This window comes from Myroides sp. LJL115, assembly GCF_054871665.1.
Genome location: NZ_JBTXLS010000001.1, coordinates 1 through 15918, shown reverse-complemented (window position 1 = coordinate 15918; position 15918 = coordinate 1). Strand labels below are relative to the sequence as shown.

At 33.0% G+C, this 15918-nt stretch carries 17 protein-coding genes; 13 read left to right on the top strand and 4 right to left on the bottom strand.

What is annotated here, in order from left to right; all coding sequences use genetic code 11:
* Window positions 1–41: 41 nt before the first annotated feature.
* Window positions 42–1358 (top strand): hydroxymethylglutaryl-CoA reductase, degradative, encoded by a 1317-nt coding sequence (locus ACYSNX_RS00085; RefSeq protein ID WP_461752652.1) that lies wholly within the window; start codon window positions 42–44, stop codon window positions 1356–1358.
* 4 nt (window positions 1359–1362) lie between these two features.
* Window positions 1363–2289, top strand: coding sequence for a GYDIA family GHMP kinase (locus tag ACYSNX_RS00080; RefSeq protein ID WP_461752651.1), 927 nt, complete (start codon window positions 1363–1365; stop codon window positions 2287–2289).
* A 57-nt stretch (window positions 2290–2346) separates the two neighbouring features.
* Here the strand turns inward: ACYSNX_RS00080 and ACYSNX_RS00075 are convergent, their stop codons facing one another.
* Window positions 2347–2895, bottom strand: coding sequence for a hypothetical protein (locus ACYSNX_RS00075; protein WP_461752650.1), 549 nt, complete (start codon window positions 2893–2895; stop codon window positions 2347–2349).
* 122 nt (window positions 2896–3017) lie between these two features.
* Between ACYSNX_RS00075 and ACYSNX_RS00070 the strand changes: the two genes are divergently transcribed.
* The 10 genes from ACYSNX_RS00070 (at window position 3018) to ACYSNX_RS00025 (ending at window position 11867) form a co-directional block, all read left to right on the top strand.
* On the top strand, window positions 3018–4247 hold the full coding sequence (locus ACYSNX_RS00070; protein WP_461752649.1) for a BaiN/RdsA family NAD(P)/FAD-dependent oxidoreductase: 1230 nt from the start codon (window positions 3018–3020) through the stop codon (window positions 4245–4247).
* Between the two features lie 166 nt (window positions 4248–4413).
* Window positions 4414–4758, top strand: a complete 345-nt coding sequence (locus ACYSNX_RS00065; protein WP_461752648.1) for a hypothetical protein — start codon at window positions 4414–4416, stop codon at window positions 4756–4758.
* A gap of 162 nt (window positions 4759–4920) precedes the next feature.
* Complete coding sequence (mvaD, locus tag ACYSNX_RS00060; protein ID WP_461752647.1) at window positions 4921–6006, top strand: diphosphomevalonate decarboxylase; 1086 nt, start codon at window positions 4921–4923, stop codon at window positions 6004–6006.
* 49 nt (window positions 6007–6055) lie between these two features.
* On the top strand, window positions 6056–6451 hold the full coding sequence (locus ACYSNX_RS00055) for a hypothetical protein (RefSeq protein WP_461752646.1): 396 nt from the start codon (window positions 6056–6058) through the stop codon (window positions 6449–6451).
* A gap of 41 nt (window positions 6452–6492) precedes the next feature.
* Window positions 6493–7086 carry a penicillin-binding protein activator LpoB gene (locus ACYSNX_RS00050; RefSeq protein WP_461752645.1) on the top strand — a complete coding sequence of 198 codons (594 nt, stop codon included), beginning with the start codon at window positions 6493–6495 and terminating at the stop codon, window positions 7084–7086.
* An 11-nt stretch (window positions 7087–7097) separates the two neighbouring features.
* Window positions 7098–8534, top strand: a complete 1437-nt coding sequence (locus tag ACYSNX_RS00045; protein ID WP_461752644.1) for a COG3014 family protein — start codon at window positions 7098–7100, stop codon at window positions 8532–8534.
* 4 nt (window positions 8535–8538) lie between these two features.
* Window positions 8539–8892 carry a cysteine-rich CWC family protein gene (locus ACYSNX_RS00040; RefSeq protein WP_461752643.1) on the top strand — a complete coding sequence of 118 codons (354 nt, stop codon included), beginning with the start codon at window positions 8539–8541 and terminating at the stop codon, window positions 8890–8892.
* Window positions 8893–8962: 70 nt separating this feature from the next.
* Window positions 8963–9901, top strand: coding sequence for a mevalonate kinase family protein (locus tag ACYSNX_RS00035; protein WP_461752642.1), 939 nt, complete (start codon window positions 8963–8965; stop codon window positions 9899–9901).
* A gap of 66 nt (window positions 9902–9967) precedes the next feature.
* Entirely contained in the window at window positions 9968–10912 is a 945-nt protein-coding gene (locus ACYSNX_RS00030; RefSeq protein WP_461752774.1) for a geranylgeranylglycerol-phosphate geranylgeranyltransferase, read from the top strand.
* Window positions 10913–10964: 52 nt separating this feature from the next.
* Entirely contained in the window at window positions 10965–11867 is a 903-nt protein-coding gene (locus tag ACYSNX_RS00025; RefSeq protein ID WP_461752641.1) for a pseudouridine synthase, read from the top strand.
* Window positions 11868–11944: 77 nt separating this feature from the next.
* On the opposite strand, the gene ACYSNX_RS00020 is transcribed toward ACYSNX_RS00025, so the two are convergent.
* From ACYSNX_RS00020 to ACYSNX_RS00010, 3 genes are all read right to left on the bottom strand, one after another.
* Window positions 11945–12679, bottom strand: a complete 735-nt coding sequence (locus ACYSNX_RS00020; protein WP_461752640.1) for a pirin family protein — start codon at window positions 12677–12679, stop codon at window positions 11945–11947.
* 72 nt (window positions 12680–12751) lie between these two features.
* The gene (locus tag ACYSNX_RS00015; protein ID WP_461752639.1) at window positions 12752–13333 is read right to left on the bottom strand and encodes a Crp/Fnr family transcriptional regulator; all 582 of its coding nucleotides are present in this window, start codon (window positions 13331–13333) and stop codon (window positions 12752–12754) included.
* A gap of 147 nt (window positions 13334–13480) precedes the next feature.
* Window positions 13481–14674: a pyridoxal phosphate-dependent aminotransferase gene (locus tag ACYSNX_RS00010; RefSeq protein WP_461752638.1), complete on the bottom strand. Its 1194-nt coding sequence runs from the start codon at window positions 14672–14674 to the stop codon at window positions 13481–13483.
* A gap of 118 nt (window positions 14675–14792) precedes the next feature.
* Here ACYSNX_RS00010 and rsmG point away from each other — a divergent pair, with 118 nt between their 5' ends.
* Entirely contained in the window at window positions 14793–15431 is a 639-nt protein-coding gene (rsmG, locus tag ACYSNX_RS00005; RefSeq protein ID WP_461752637.1) for a 16S rRNA (guanine(527)-N(7))-methyltransferase RsmG, read from the top strand.
* Window positions 15432–15918: the final 487 nt, after the last annotated feature.

Genomic DNA, 15918 nt, shown 5'->3' with positions numbered 1-15918 from the left:
ACTTAGAATAAGTTATATTTGTGCTTTAAAAATAGAAATTTATGCAAAGTAATATTAACGGTTTTTCTAAACTTGATAAGCTTGAGAAAATCAATTGGATAGCTAAGACTTATTTTCAAGATTCTAGTGAAGTAGAAAAAACAATACAAAAATATTGGAATACTGATAAAGATTTACAGAAACTCCATGATGAATTCATTGAAAATACTATTACTAATTTCTATTTGCCTTTTGGTGTTGCGCCTAACTTTTTAATCAATGGGAAGTACCATACTATTCCAATGGTTATCGAAGAAAGCTCTGTAGTTGCAGCAGCATCTAAAGCAGCTAAATACTGGAGTAAAAGAGGTGGCTTTAAAGCAGAAGTTTTAGGGACCAAAAAAATAGGACAAGTCCACTTTATTTTTCAAGGAGAAAAAGAAGTTTTAGAGAAGTTTGTAGAGAGTATCCAAGAGGATTTTTATAAAGATACCCTTGCTATTACACAAAATATGCAAAAGCGTGGGGGTGGAATTTTATCCATAGAATTGAGAGACAAAACCCATGATATGCCTAATTACTATCAGCTTCATGTAAGTTTTGAAACTAAAGATAGTATGGGTGCTAACTTTATCAACTCTTGTTTAGAGCAAATAGCTTCTACTTTAAAGCAAAAAGCCCTAGAATATAGTGGATTTACATCAAGTCAACAAGACATAGAGGTGATTATGAGTATTTTGTCTAATTACGTTCCAGAGTGTGTCGTTAGAGCAAGTGTAAGCTGTAAAATTGAAGAGTTGCGCTCTAGTGATATAGAAGATCCTTATATGTTTGCTGAAAAATTCATTCAAGCTATTCGCATTGCAGAAATTGAACCATATAGAGCAGTTACTCATAATAAAGGAGTAATGAATGGTGTGGACGCGGTTGTTTTAGCAACTGGAAATGATTTTAGAGCTATTGAGGCAGGAGTGCACGCTTATGCTAGTAAAGATGGACGCTATAGTGGATTATCTCATGCTAGTATTCAAGGTGATGAATTTACTTTTTGGATTGATTTACCTTTAGCAGTTGGAACAGTAGGAGGGCTTACTTCTTTACATCCAATGGTGAAGGTTGCCTTGCAAATGCTAGAGAATCCTAATGCACAGGAATTAATGCAAATTATGGCAGTAGCTGGGTTGGCTCAAAACTTTGCGGCTGTGAAATCTTTGACTACAACAGGTATTCAGAAAGGACATATGAAAATGCACCTTAATAATATTCTAAACCAATTTGGTGCAGATAAATACGAAAAGAAATGTGTATTAGAACATTTCGAAAATAAAGTAGTTACGCACAGTGCTGTTGTTGACTTTTTAGAAAATTTACGTTCGTAAAACTATGCAGAAGTTCTATAGTAATGCAAAAGTATTATTAACAGGAGAGTATCTTGTTTTAGATGGGGTTAGATCTTTAGCTTTGCCTTGTAAGAGTGGACAAACTATGGAGGTTAATCCTATAGAACAACCAATCATAAAGTGGAGTAGTTTTGATAGCGATGCTTCACTTTGGATGCAAGAAAGTATTGAAGTTTGCGATATTTTAAATAATACCCCAAAAAATGCACAAAGTGGATTCTATACTGCTTTGTTTGAGGTGTTACAAGTAGCTCATACTTTAAATAAGGATGTATTAAATAGCCAGAGCGGATTTGAAGTTAAATGCTTTTTAAGCTTCCCTCGTTTATGGGGATTAGGAACTTCTTCCACTTGGATTAACAATGTAGCCCTTTGGTTTAAAGTAAACCCTTATTTACTTTTAGAAAAATCTTTTAAAGGTAGCGGGTATGATATTGCTTGTGCCAACGCACAAGGTCCTGTTTTTTTTACAAGAAAAGAGTACGACCCTGTAATAGAAGCTATTTCTCTTGCTTCAAGTTTGACAAAAGATTTATACTTTGTGTATCTTAATCAAAAACAATGTAGTAAAGAAGGTATTGCTCATTATAGAGAAGTTCTCAAAGAGAATAAGTTTTTATTTGAAAGCAGTGCTAAAGAGGTAGAGCATATAGGACAGACAATTAGTAAATGTAAGGAAGTAGAGGAGTTTATTTCACTTATAGCTACTCATGAGAAGATTATTTCTCAATTAACTAATCAAAGCTGTGTGCAAGAAACTTTGTTTTCTGATTTTAGTGGACAAATAAAGAGCTTAGGTGCTTGGGGAGGAGACTTTGTTTTAGTAGCAAGTAAAAACGATCCTAGTTCTTATTTTATAGAAAAGGGGTATACTACCGTTATACCTTATCAAGATTTTATTTTAGATTAGAAATAAAACTATATAAATGTAAAAAGCGCTTTCCAAAAAAGGAAAGCGCTTTTTATTTTATCTCACTGGTCTTAAAGTATTACTGAAAGTTACTTTAAAAGGTGTTTTTTTATTTGCGTTGTTTTTCATGATGTAGATAAACTTAAACTTTTTAGCAAGTGAGTTCTCTATGATAACCTCGCCGTTAGTATAGTTATCCTTTACAATGAAGTCTTTGGTGTTGTCTACTCGAATAGATTTTGCTATTCCTGTAGACAAATCACTCATTGTCATGGCGTTAAAAAAGGATTTGTCCTTATTTTTAATGCTTATATTCTCTCCTTTATATCCTTGAGTTAATATAACAACGGAATACATATCCTCTGTTGCGCGCATGCCCGCTAAATAGTTGTTCTTTGTTGGTTCTGAAACAGAACGAAAATCGTCTCTAATTTGAGCGAATTCAGGCAAATCGAAAACTTCCAATTCCTCCTCTTCGTCTTGTTTTTTGTCTTTTTCTTTTAAAACCTCCTTATTTACCGAATAATCCTTTTTATTGGAAATGTGTTTAGCGGATTTACACATTGTAAATAACGCTAGTAAAGCTAAAAAGGGTAATTTTTTCATATTCTTATAATTAACAATGATACGTATGCGATCGTAAGTAAGTATCTTTGTGGTGGTAAAGATAATTTTTTAGCCCTATAAAAAAAAAATATAGTGTCTAAAAAATTAAAACTAAAAAGGAAATGAATTACGACGTTATAATAATTGGTGGTGGAGCTGCCGGATTTTTCACTGCTATCAATATAGCTCAGTCTAATGCTGATTTGAAAATTGCTATTTTAGAGAGAGGTAAAGAATTTTTAACTAAAGTGAAAATAAGTGGAGGTGGTAGATGTAATGTAACCCATGGATGTTTTGATCCTAAGGAATTAACTCAATTTTATCCTAGAGGAGAAAAGGAGTTGTTAGGGCCATTTCATCAATTTTGTAGTGGAGATACTATTGCTTGGTTTAGTGATCATGGAGTAGAGTTAAAAATGGAAGAGGATGGAAGAATGTTCCCTACTACGGATAGCTCCCAAACTATCATTGATTGTTTTTTACGTTTAGCAAAGAAATATAAAATTGATTTAATTTCTAGTTGTAGTGTTTCAAGTTTATATCAAAAACAGGATACTTGGCGATTAGATACTATTAAAGGTACTTTTGAATGTGCTAAGTTAGTTATGACTACCGGAAGTAACCCAAAAATGTGGGGTTTATTACAGGAACTAGGGCACACTATTATAGATCCAGTACCTTCTTTGTTCACTTTTAATATCAAGGATAAACGTATTAAGGATTTAATGGGGATAGCCCAATATGCTAATGTACAAGTAAAATCTACCAAGTTAGAAGCACAGGGACCAGTTTTAATTACCCACTGGGGAATGAGTGGACCTGGGATTTTACGTTTATCGGCTTGGGGGGCTAGAATATTGGAAAAGAAAAATTACCAATTTTCCATTTTAGTAAACTGGCAAGTGGATCATGATGAAGATTCCATGTTTGAGCAGTTGCAGGCCTTAAAGAAAGAACACGCTAGAAAAAATGTTGTAAAGCGTTGTTTTTTAGAAATGACCAATAGGTTATGGGAGAGCTTAGTTATCGCTAGTGGGATTGATTCTAGTTTAACTTGGGCTGATTTAAATAATAAGCAATTACATTCTTTAGCTAAAGAGCTAACAAATGGGGAATATGCTGTTAATGGGAAAAGTACTTTTAAAGAAGAGTTTGTAACAGCAGGGGGAGTAGATTTAAAGCAAGTTAACTTTAAAACAATGCAAAGTAAAGTTTTGGATAACATGTACTTTGCTGGAGAGATTATTAATATAGATGCTATCACTGGTGGTTTTAATTTCCAAAATGCATGGACAACAGGTTTTATTGCAGCTAGAGATATTGTCGCTAAATTGGATATAACAAATGAGTAAATTTAGTTATTATAATTCTACAAGTAGGATATTATTATTGCTTTTAGCCATAGGGCCATTTTTTAGTATGTCTGGTTACTTACTAGTTTTTGGTAATACTTTAGCCAAAGTTCTAGGAGTGGTATTGTTTTTTCTCTTTCTTGTATTTGGCTATAAGTCTCTTTGTATGAAAGTTATTTTAGACCAGGAAGGGATACATTATAAAAGCTTGTTCAAGAAGCAAACAATTCTTTGGGAGCAATTATATGATGTGTTAATTGTAGTTAGACAAAGACGAAATATGCCGGACTATTACAATTATCAAGAGTGGATTCAAAGTGGAAATTCTAGTAACGGTAGCTTTTTGCTATTTAGAAGAAACCAAAGTTTTCCAGAAAATCCAATGTTTATGTTTAGTCTGCCTGTAACCCAGAATTACATTAGTGTACAGTACAGAGATAAAATAAATGATTTACTACAGAAGTATTATAAGCCTGGTAGTAAAAAGGAAGTTGCAGATGTAAAAAAGTAGATTAAACCATAGGGCTTTTCCTATTTGCTTATTTAATTATAATTGAACAGATTCCGGCGGAGATTATCTTTTTTAACTAGGGCTGTTTCAGTCAAAAGACCCCTTGAGATTTGATTGTTATAAAAAGGTAGTATTTTTGTATAAAGTAGAAAAAAAATTGACATGACTATAGAAGAATTTATTTTTAATAAACCAGTAGATTATACTCAAAATAGAATAGGAAAGTTTTCTTGGAACTCTCCTAGTAACATAGCCCTTGTAAAGTACTGGGGTAAAAAGAAAGATCAACTTCCAGCTAACCCTTCTTTGAGTTTTACCTTGAACAACTGTAAAACTACAACTGAATTAGCCTTTACTTCCAAAGAAGAAAAGGCGATTAGTTTTGAATTGTTTTTTCACGGTGAATTAAAACCTTCTTTTAATGAAAAAGTAGGTAAGTTTTTTGAGCGAATAGTAAAATATTGTCCTTATATAGAGTATTTTAATTTTAGTATTCATACTGAAAATACCTTCCCGCATTCTTCAGGAATTGCTTCTTCTGCCTCAGCTATGGCTGCTTTAGCGGTTAACATAATGAGTTTAGAGAAATTACTTAATCCTGCAATGGAGCAAGATTATTTTCATAAGAAAGCTTCTTTTTTAGCTCGTTTGGGTTCTGGAAGCGCTTGCCGTAGTATACATGGAGAAGTTGTGGTATGGGGACAGCAAAAAGATATTGAAGGAAGTAGTGATTTATATGGAGTGGAGTTTCCATATGAGATAAATCCTGTGTTTAAAAATTATTGTGATGTAGTTCTATTAGTAGATAAAGGACAAAAGCAAGTTTCTAGTACGGTAGGACATGAGTTAATGCATGAGCATCCATTTGCACAAAGACGCTTTGAACAAGCCCATGAAAATTTAAGCAAGTTAAAGGACATATTAATTCAAGGTGATTTACCAGCATTTATGGCCCTAGTGGAGAGTGAGGCCCTTACTTTACACGCTATGATGATGACCTCTATGCCTTACTTTATTTTATTCAAACCCAATACTCTTGAGATTATTGAAAAAATTTGGGCCTTTAGAGAACAAACAGGTGTTCCAGTATGCTTTACTTTAGATGCAGGTGCGAACGTTCATTTATTATTCCCAGAAGAAACTGAGCAACAAGTAATGAAGTTTGTAGAAGAGCAATTAGCATCGTTTTGTGAAAAAGGTCAATTTATTGCTGATAAAATGGGCTTAGGTTCAACAGAAAATAAATAATTTTTAGTATCTTTATACTATAAAGTATGTAATTATAAATATAAATATCATGAGAAGAACGTTGTTTATTTTTACCTTGTTTTACATGAGCTTATTTACTCAAGCAAAAGGTTATGCACAAGAATTAGCTCCTGATCAAAATCCGAATTACAGAAGTAGTATGTACCATTATTTAGCTATAGCGGATTCTATTACTCAAACAGAAGGAACGACTCTTCAAGATACTTATAAGGCCTACGATTGGTATGAAGCTAAGCAAGAAAAGAAGTTATTAAGAAAGCAGTGGCGTCATGAACAACGCATGGAGAGAGCTAAGTATTCTAGAAATTACTATAACGGTTATTCAGGAGGTTATTATGGTAACTATTATAATCGTTGGAATAATGGGTGGAATTGGGCACCTAGGATAGGATTTAGAACTGGAAATTGGTGGTTCTCCACTTAAAATAAAATAATACAATACATAAAACTAATATAAAAGAAATTATGCAAATAAAACGTATCGCATTAGCAACAGTTTTTGCTCTAAGCGCCTTAGCGATTACTTCTTGTGGTCGTCAAGTAACTCGTGTAAGTACAGATGAAACAATTGACATTAGTGGTCGTTGGAATAATTCGGATTCTAGAGAAGTTGCACAGCAAATGACTAGACAAGTCTTAGAAGGATCTTGGATAGGGGATTTCCAAGAGCAGCATAATGGTAAGAAGCCTGTTGTAATTGTTGGTATGGTGTACAATAAAAGTCATGAGCATATCGATGCAGAAACATTTGTAAAAGATGTGGAGCAAGCCTTTATTCAAAGCCAACGTGTGCGTTTAGTACAAGGAGGACAAAAAAGAGAGGAGCTTCGTGCAGAAAGAGCCGATCAACAAACTAATTCTTCTGTTTCTACAATGAAGAAGTTTGGATTAGAAAATGGTGCGGACTTTATGCTACAAGGTTCTATAAACTCTATTGTAGATTCTCATAAGAAGAAGAAAGTAGTGTACTACCAAGTAAATCTAGAATTAACTAATATTCAAACAGGAGAAGTAGTTTGGATTGGGGATAAGAAAATTGCCAAGTACGTTAAAAATTAAATTAGCTAAAAATGGTGTTTAACCACTTATTTTCTATACTCAAAAGAACATCAGTATTTTTTATACTGGTGTTCTTCTTGTTTGGGTGTGCCTCATATAATCAAAGGATTACAGAATATTATAATTATGTAAGCTCAGGTGATCTAGAGGGAGCAAAAAAGTCATTAGAGAAGAATAAGCTTTTAAAAAAGCCTAGGAACCAGTTATTATATGATATGGAGATGGGTAGACTTATGCATTTAAGAGGCGAATACGCCTTGAGTAATGAGTATTTGAATAAAGCAGATTTACTAATTGAAGATGGTTTAAGCTCAGGCTCAGATGTAGTAGTAGGATTAGTATTGAACTCTATGTCCCAAAACTATAAGGGAGAAGAGTTTGAAATCTTCATGCTACATTATTATAAGGCTTTAAATTATATGTATTTGGGACAAATCCAAGAAGCTGTTGTGGAAGCTAGAAGAATTAGCTTACAAAACTATGCACAAGGAGATAAGTATAAAGATAGATTAAACCGATACTCTAAAGATGCCTTTTCTTTGATATTACAAGGATTGATTTACGAATATGATCGCAATTACAATGATGCTTTTATATCCTATCGCAATGCAGTTCAAGTGTATACCTCTGCTGAAAATGGTACCTATTACGGGGTTAAAATGCCTAAAGATCTGCAAAAAGATGTAATGAGAATGGCGTATCTAGTTGGTTTTACTGGTGAATTAAAACAATTTGAACAAGACTTTAAAGTCAACTATACTTACTCACCTCCTAGTCAGGGTGGGGATTTGGTTATTTTCTGGGAAAATGGTTTAGCGCCTATAAAACAACAAGAAGATGTTATGTTTGCCTTAGTAAAAGGGCAAAGTGGGGGACTGTTTTTCACGAATGCTTTAGGAATCATGATTCCCGTAGATTTAGGAATAGCAGGTGGAACCTCTTTAAATAATGTACATAGTTTAAATATTGCCTATCCCAAGTACTTGTCTATAGTTAAGCCTTATATTAGCGCCGTTGCTAGTGTGAATAATAAGGGTAGATATGATTTTGAATTAATTCAAGATGTAGATAATCTTGCTGTTGCTACATTAAGAGAAAGATCTACAAGAGAACTCAGTAAGATTTTAACGCGTATGGCAGTTAAGAAATCTGCCGAATATACTTTAAAAGCTGCTGCTAAGAATAATGGTAGTAATGGAGATAGTAATCCTTTATTAGAAGGACTTGGTTTTGGTGTACAACTTTATAATTTGCTCTCGGAGAAAGCGGATACTAGAAACTGGCAAACCTTACCTAGTCAAATTAATTATGTACGCGTAGGTTTAGAAGAAGGAGAAAATAAAATTAAAGTTGACCTACAGCCTAATAGTGGTGGTAAGTCTCATTATGAATTTAAAATGCAAGGAAATGGAAATCTTCAATTTTATAACTTTGCTACAATGAAATAAAACAATGGATAAAAATATAAAGTGCACGCATTGCTTAGAACCAATACAATGTAAAGTAGAGGATATTGGCAATTGTGATTGTTCAAAGGTAGATGTAAGTAGTGATCTTAGGGTTTTTTTAGCCAATAGCTATCATAAATGCCTTTGCGTGAGTTGTTTGGAGAAGTTTCAGAAAATGTTGGTGTATTCTAAGGAGAATATATTTCCAAGTCGCAGAAGCCAAATGATAGAAGGAGTACATTACTATATAGAAGGAGGATATTTCGTTTTTACCGAACAGTATCATTTATCCAAAGGACAATGTTGTCAAAATGGATGTAGACACTGTGTTTATGGCTTCAAAAACAGATATTTATAAATTATTGATTAAATTTACACTCGGGTGAAAATATAATATGTATTTTTGTCAGGTAAATTACTTTTGTGTTATGAAAGGACCTTTGTTTTATTCGAAAATTCTTCTTTTTGGAGAATATGGAATCATTAAAGATTCTAAGGGTTTATCTATACCCTATAATTTTTATAATGGAGCTCTTAAGATTGAGCAGAATTTAGATCAGGTTGCCTCTAAATCTAATCAGAGTTTAAACAGTTTTGCTTTATACTTAGAAGATTTGCAGTTAGCTCAACCAGACTTAGTACAATTTGATTTACAAAACTTATTCAAGGACATTGAAAATGGACTTTATTTTGACTCAAGTATCCCTCAGGGATATGGAGTAGGAAGTAGTGGTGCTTTAGTTGCTGCTATTTACGATAAGTATGCACAAAATAAAATTACTGTTTTAGAAAACTTAACTAGAGAGAAATTAATTGTTCTAAAGAACATATTTAGTAATATGGAGGCTTTCTTCCATGGGACTAGTTCTGGTTTAGATCCTTTGAATAGCTATTTAAGTCTTCCGATTTTAATTAATTCTAAAGATAATATTGAACCTACAGGAATTCCTTCTCAGCAAGTAGATGGGAAAGGAGCTGTATTTTTAATTGATAGTGGTATAGTAGGAGAGACTGCTCCAATGATTACTATTTTCATGGAAAAATTAAAAGACCATGGTTTTAGACAAGTTTTAAAAGAACAGTTTGTTAAACATACGGATGCTTGCGTAGAGAATTTCTTGAAAGGAGATATTAAATCTTTATTTTCTAACACAAAAGAACTTTCAAGAGTAGTTTTTAATCACTTCCAACCAATGATTCCAGAACAATTCCACAAAATTTGGAAGCAAGGAATTGAATCTAATGATTACTACTTAAAACTATGTGGTTCAGGTGGTGGTGGATATATCTTAGGATTCACTCCGGATTACGAGAAAGCAAAAGAATCATTGAAAGATTATAAACTAGAGTTAGTTTATCAGTTCTAAAAATATAAGCGTATAATAAAAATAGTATAATCTTTAATTGTGAGTTAATCCCAAGCTAGCATGGAAATATTACCTAGGAAATACAAAATACTCTTAGCGAAAGTTTTCAGTTTGTTTTCTGTAGTCAGAGGTTATAATATTTTTATTATTGTTTTAGCCCAATATTTGGGGTCAGTATTTATCCTAGCTAATGAGAAAAGAGCGTGGGATGTAATTTTTGACTGGCGTCTATTTTTGATTATTTTTTCTAGTTCGTTAGCTATTGCTGGTGGTTACATTATCAATAATTTTTACGATGCAGAAAAAGATCAGATAAACCGTCCGATTAAATCTAAGTTGGATCGTTATGTAAGTCAAAGTACCAAATTAAGGGTTTACTTTACACTAAATTTTATAAGTGTAGCTTTAGTGCTACCAGTTTCTTGGCATGTAAGTTTATTCTATGCTATATATATATTTCTTTTATGGTTTTACTCCCATAAATTAAAGAAGTACCCGGTAATAGGGAATTTAATGGCTTCATTGTTAGCTATTCTGCCCTTCTTTAGTATTCTGATGTATTTCCAAAACTCTTATCCCCAGATTTATTATAATGCTTTTTTTCTTTATTTGATAATCTTAATCCGAGAGCTTATTAAAGACATGGAGAATGTTCCAGGAGATTTTGCTAATAACTATCAGACTATTGCAGTGAGATTTGGAGAAAAAACAGCCAAGAAAGTAATTACATTCCTAGTTTTTTTAACGCTCGTTCCAATCTATTTGTTGTTAAAAGATGATAGTATGGGATATATGGGCTATTATTTTTACCTATGTATCGGAGTTTTGTTTATCTTTCTATTTAGGTTATGGAAATCAAGTACTTATAAGCAGTACCATCGACTACATATCAGTTTAAAACTATTGATTTTATTAGGAGTTTTCTCTATTGTATTGATAAAACCTTCTGTAATTGTAAGTGGAACTACAATTTTAAGGGAAGATATTCAATTAAGAAATGGGAAAAGTTAAAAGTATATTTAATAAAGACTTTGTTTAACTATCTTTGCAAAAATAATTTATTATGAATAACGGTAAGTCAAATTCAAAAAATAACAAATCTTCTTTTGGTAGAAGTAAGAAAAATGATGCTAGAAAGCCATTTAAGAAGTCTACTGTAAATAAGAATAAAGATACAGGAGCAGGTTTCTTAGCAAGCTCTAATCAGCCATTTGACGCTAAGCCTAAAGTAAAAGCTGCTAATAGTTTAAAGGAATCTTCGGATATACGTTTAAATAAATATATAAGTAATTCTGGAGTTTGTTCTCGTCGTGAAGCAGATGTTTATATTGTTTCTGGGAACGTTAAAGTAAACGGTGTTGTAGTAACAGAAATGGGACATAGAGTTAAGCCTGGTGACGTTGTAAACTTCGACGGATCTTTAATTACACCTGAGAAAAAAGTTTACGTTTTATTAAACAAACCAAAGGGCTTCTCTACTATTAATGAAGAGGGTATTTCTCAAGAAAATGTACTTTCATTAATTAAATCAGCAAGTAAATCTTATTTATCTCCAGTTGGTAGAATGGATAAAAGTACTTTGGGTTTAATGCTATTTACCAATGATAGCGATTTATTGCAAATGCTAAACTCTCCTAATCAACGCTCTTCTAAAGTATACCAAATTTCTTTAGATAGAAATCTAAAATACGAGGATTTAGAGAAGGTGAAGAAAGGACTTTACATTGATGAAAAACGCGTTTTTGTGGAAGATATCGCATATGTGGAAGATCAACCTAAGACAGAAATAGGAATTAAGCTTAAAGCTTCTAACGTAAAGTTAGTACGTGCTTTGTTCGAAAGTTTAGATTATAATGTTCTAAAAGTAGACCGAGTAATGTATGGACAAATTACTAAATGGAATTTACCAAGAGGTAAATGGCGTTTTCTAACCGAGGAAGAAGTTCGCAGTTTAAAGAAAGGATAATTTAAGAAGTAACAATAAAAAAAGCTCAACACATTAATTGTTGAGCTTTTTTGGCTTTAGTACTATAGGTTTGTTGTTTATTGTGCTAGATAAGAAGGTAATTCCATTGGAATATCCATAAGTAATAGCTCACTATTTGACTGAGCTATAATTTCAATATTGTCTTCATTGCTAATACCAATGGCATCTCTTGTTTGCAATGTAGTATCGCCAATTTTAACTTCACCACTTAAGACCATAAGAAAAATTCCGTTTGCTTTATCTTTCTTTTGGTATTCCAAAGTAATGTCTTTATCTACATCGGCTAAAGAAAACCATGCATTTTGATGGATGTATGTACCCTCTCCATAAGATTTAGGGGAGATAATTGTATCCCACTTATTAGACCTATTTTCTTTGTCTAAAGTAATTTGATCATAACGAGGTGTTACATGTAGAGTATCTGGGAACACCCAAATTTGTAAAAAGTGAACCTCATTTGTCTTACTTGGGTTAAATTCACTATGCTGAACTCCTGTTCCAGCACTCATTACTTGAATATCTCCTGTTTTTATTTCGGAGCTATTTCCCATAGAGTCTTTATGGGCTAAACTTCCTTTCAAGGGAATAGAAATGATTTCCATATCTTGATGTGGATGTGAACCAAAGCCCATATCTGGAGCCACGATATCATCGTTTAATACTCTTAATACACCAAAGTGCATACGTAGGTAATTTTGGTAATTAGCAAAGCTAAAAGTATGGTTAGAGTTTAACCAACCATGATCTGCTTTACCTCGAGAGTCTGCTTTATAAATTATACTATTTTCCATTTTCCTTTGTTTTAATACAAAGGTAGTAGGAAATTCACCTAGAAGTACTTAACCTAAATTAAGTAAAACAGTTTATTTGGGATTTTTAAGAAGATTTTTCTTCATTTTACTAAAAAATTCTGGAGTAACTCCAAGATACGAAGCGATCTGCTTTTGTGCTAGGCAATTTTTGATAGTTGGATATCGCTTGTTAAAACGCTCGTATCTTTCCTGTGCCGTTAGGCTTAAATTATCTATTATTCTTTGTGAATTCGCAATTAAAGATCTTTCGAGTAATATTCTAAAATAGCGCTCCATCTTTGGTACATTCTCAAACAAAGCAGTTTGATTTTCTCTGGTTAAAATAAGAACTTCCGATTGTTCTAATACCTCAATATAAGAGGAACTCACACTTTGGGATAAAAAGCTATACATGTCGGCCATCCACCACCCAGAACTAGAAAAGCTTAAGGTATGTTCGTTGCCTTGTTGATCCACATAATAGTTTCTTAAAATTCCAGATAAAACAAAATAGGTAGAACTAATTTGCTTCTCTGCCTCTACAAGTCTTGTTTTACTAGGATAGGATTCTTTAATAAAGTAACTGAGAACTTGTTGTTGTTCTTGTTCACTTAGATTGATATGAAGGGCAATGTTTTTTAAAAGTAAATCCATAGTTGCATAATTTTGTGAGATATTAGGTATATCTATAGTCAAATATACACATTGTAGTTTGTTTGTGTAGGGAATTGTTTTAAAAAACAAAAGGAGATACCTTTTTAAAAAAGATATCTCCCTTGTATTATATGAGTATAAGCTTGATTAGATAGTCAATGCTTTTTTAATTCTAGCAAAAGCTTCTATTAATTGGTCCTCACTAGTTGCATAAGAAAAACGAATACAATCTGGGTTACCAAAAGCTGCACCTGTTACACAAGCGACGTGGGCTTTTTCTAATAAGTAAAGAGCTAAATCATCTGCATTGTTAATCAATGTACCTTGAAGAGTTTTTCCAAAAAAGGAAGATACATCTGGGAATACATAAAATGCTCCTTCTGGTACATTTATTTTAACTCCAGGAATTTCTCTTAAAAGTCCAACTACTAAATCTCTTCTTTTTTTGAAAGCATCAACCATTTGATGTAAGACACTTGGGTCAGCCTCTAAAGCGGTAATAGTAGCACGTTGAGCAATACTATTAGCTGCAGAGGTAACTTGTCCTTGTATTTTAGTACAAGCCTTGGCAATAAACTCAGGTGCTCCAATATAACCGATTCTATAACCTGTCATAGCAAAGGCCTTCGCAATTCCATTAACCGTAATAGTTCTATCAATTAAATTATCAATAGCTCCAATACTTGCAGTTTTACCACTAAAGTTGATATGCTCATATATTTCATCCGAAAGGATAAATACATTTGGATGTTTCTCTAGTACTTTAGCTAATCTCTGGTATTCTTCTAAGCTGTAAACTGAACCACTTGGATTACATGGAGAACAAAACCAAACCATCTTAGTTTTGTCTGTAATAGCATTCTCTAATTGTTCAGGAGTGATTTTAAAATCGCTCTCAATACTTGTAGGCACCTCAACTGGTATTCCACCACATAGTTTTACAATCTCTGCATAACTCACCCAGTATGGAGCAGGGATAACGATTTCATCTCCAGGATTAATCATTACTTGAGCAACATTATATAAGGATTGTTTAGCACCTGTAGAAACTACGATTTGGCTAGGGGAATAGTTTAAATTATTATCTCTTTTAAACTTTTCACTAATAGCTTGTCTTAATTCTAAATATCCATCCACAGGAGGATACTTACTATAGTTATCTTCGATGGCTTGAATAGCCGCTTTTTTAATAAAATCAGGTGTATTAAAATCAGGTTCTCCTAGACTTAGACTTATCACATCAACACCTTGTTGTTTTAATTCTCTTGCTAAAGCTGCCATAGCTAAAGTTTGAGAAGTTGCTAAGCCCTTAATTCTATCGGATAAAAATTCGCTACTCATAATTTGAAATAATTTTTTTTGAGGGATATCAACCAAAGGTACTTATTCTAGTTTTATAATTGAAGTTTTCAAGAGGTTTTTACCAATAAAAAAGCTTATTTTTGTCAAAATTTAAGACATGGAAGAAATTTTGAAATATTTCCCAAACCTTACTGAACTACAAATCGAGCAATTCACTAAGTTAGAAGAAGTATATACGGATTGGAATGCAAAAATAAATGTTATTTCAAGAAAAGATATTCATCAATTATATACCAAGCACGTGCTTCATTCTTTAGGTATAGCTAAGATTATGGAATTTAAAGACGGGGCATCTATTTTAGATGTTGGTACAGGAGGTGGATTTCCTGGAATCCCATTAGCTATTTTATACCCTGAGGTAAACTTTTATTTAATAGATATTATTGCTAAGAAAATTAGAGTTGTCAATGAGGTAGTAAAGGAATTAGGACTTAAAAATGTTCGCGCAGAGCAAAAAAGAGCAGAAACCCTAGAGGAGAGTTTTGACTTTATTGTAAGTAGAGCAGTAACAAATATGCCTGATTTTGTTAGTTGGATTAGACATAAAACAAAGAAGGAAAACCATCATGAATTTGAAAATGGAATTCTTTACTTAAAAGGAGGAGACTTAACGGAAGAATTGGCTGATTTTCCAAAAGCAGTGCAATTTGATTTAAGCAATGTTTTTGATGACGAATTTTTCGAAACTAAAAAAGTAGTTTACTTACCATTAAAGTATAAGTCAAATAAAATATAATAAAAAAGGGCTATCTTCAATTGAGGTAGCCCCTTTTTTAGTGTGCCCAGCATGGGTAGTAACTCTAGGGTGTAAGTCCCGAACACGCCTTTACAACGGGAAGTGTTAGCCAAATGCAAGGGTGTCCATCGCAAGGTGGAATCTGAAGGAAGCGCTAGGCAAACCCTTGACCTGACGAACAGAAACTATATCAGGCTCAATAATATCGGATAAGGTTGCTAAACAAACTGAAGTCCAAAGTTGTACGGAGATATTTAGGGTAAATATAGCAGGTATATGAGGGGAAAGTTACTGTTCTTACCTGGGGAGGTCTTACAGACATAGGAAAGTTTTTTTTTACAGAACTATGGATAACAATTGCTGTAAGAAGTCAGCAGAAGTCATAGTAGGTATGGATACAAGCTTGGCAATACCAAGAAGTCTTACGAAATACTGAAGGACTGAACTTAATTTAAATGAGTAGTAAATGAATGTTACCTAATGAAGG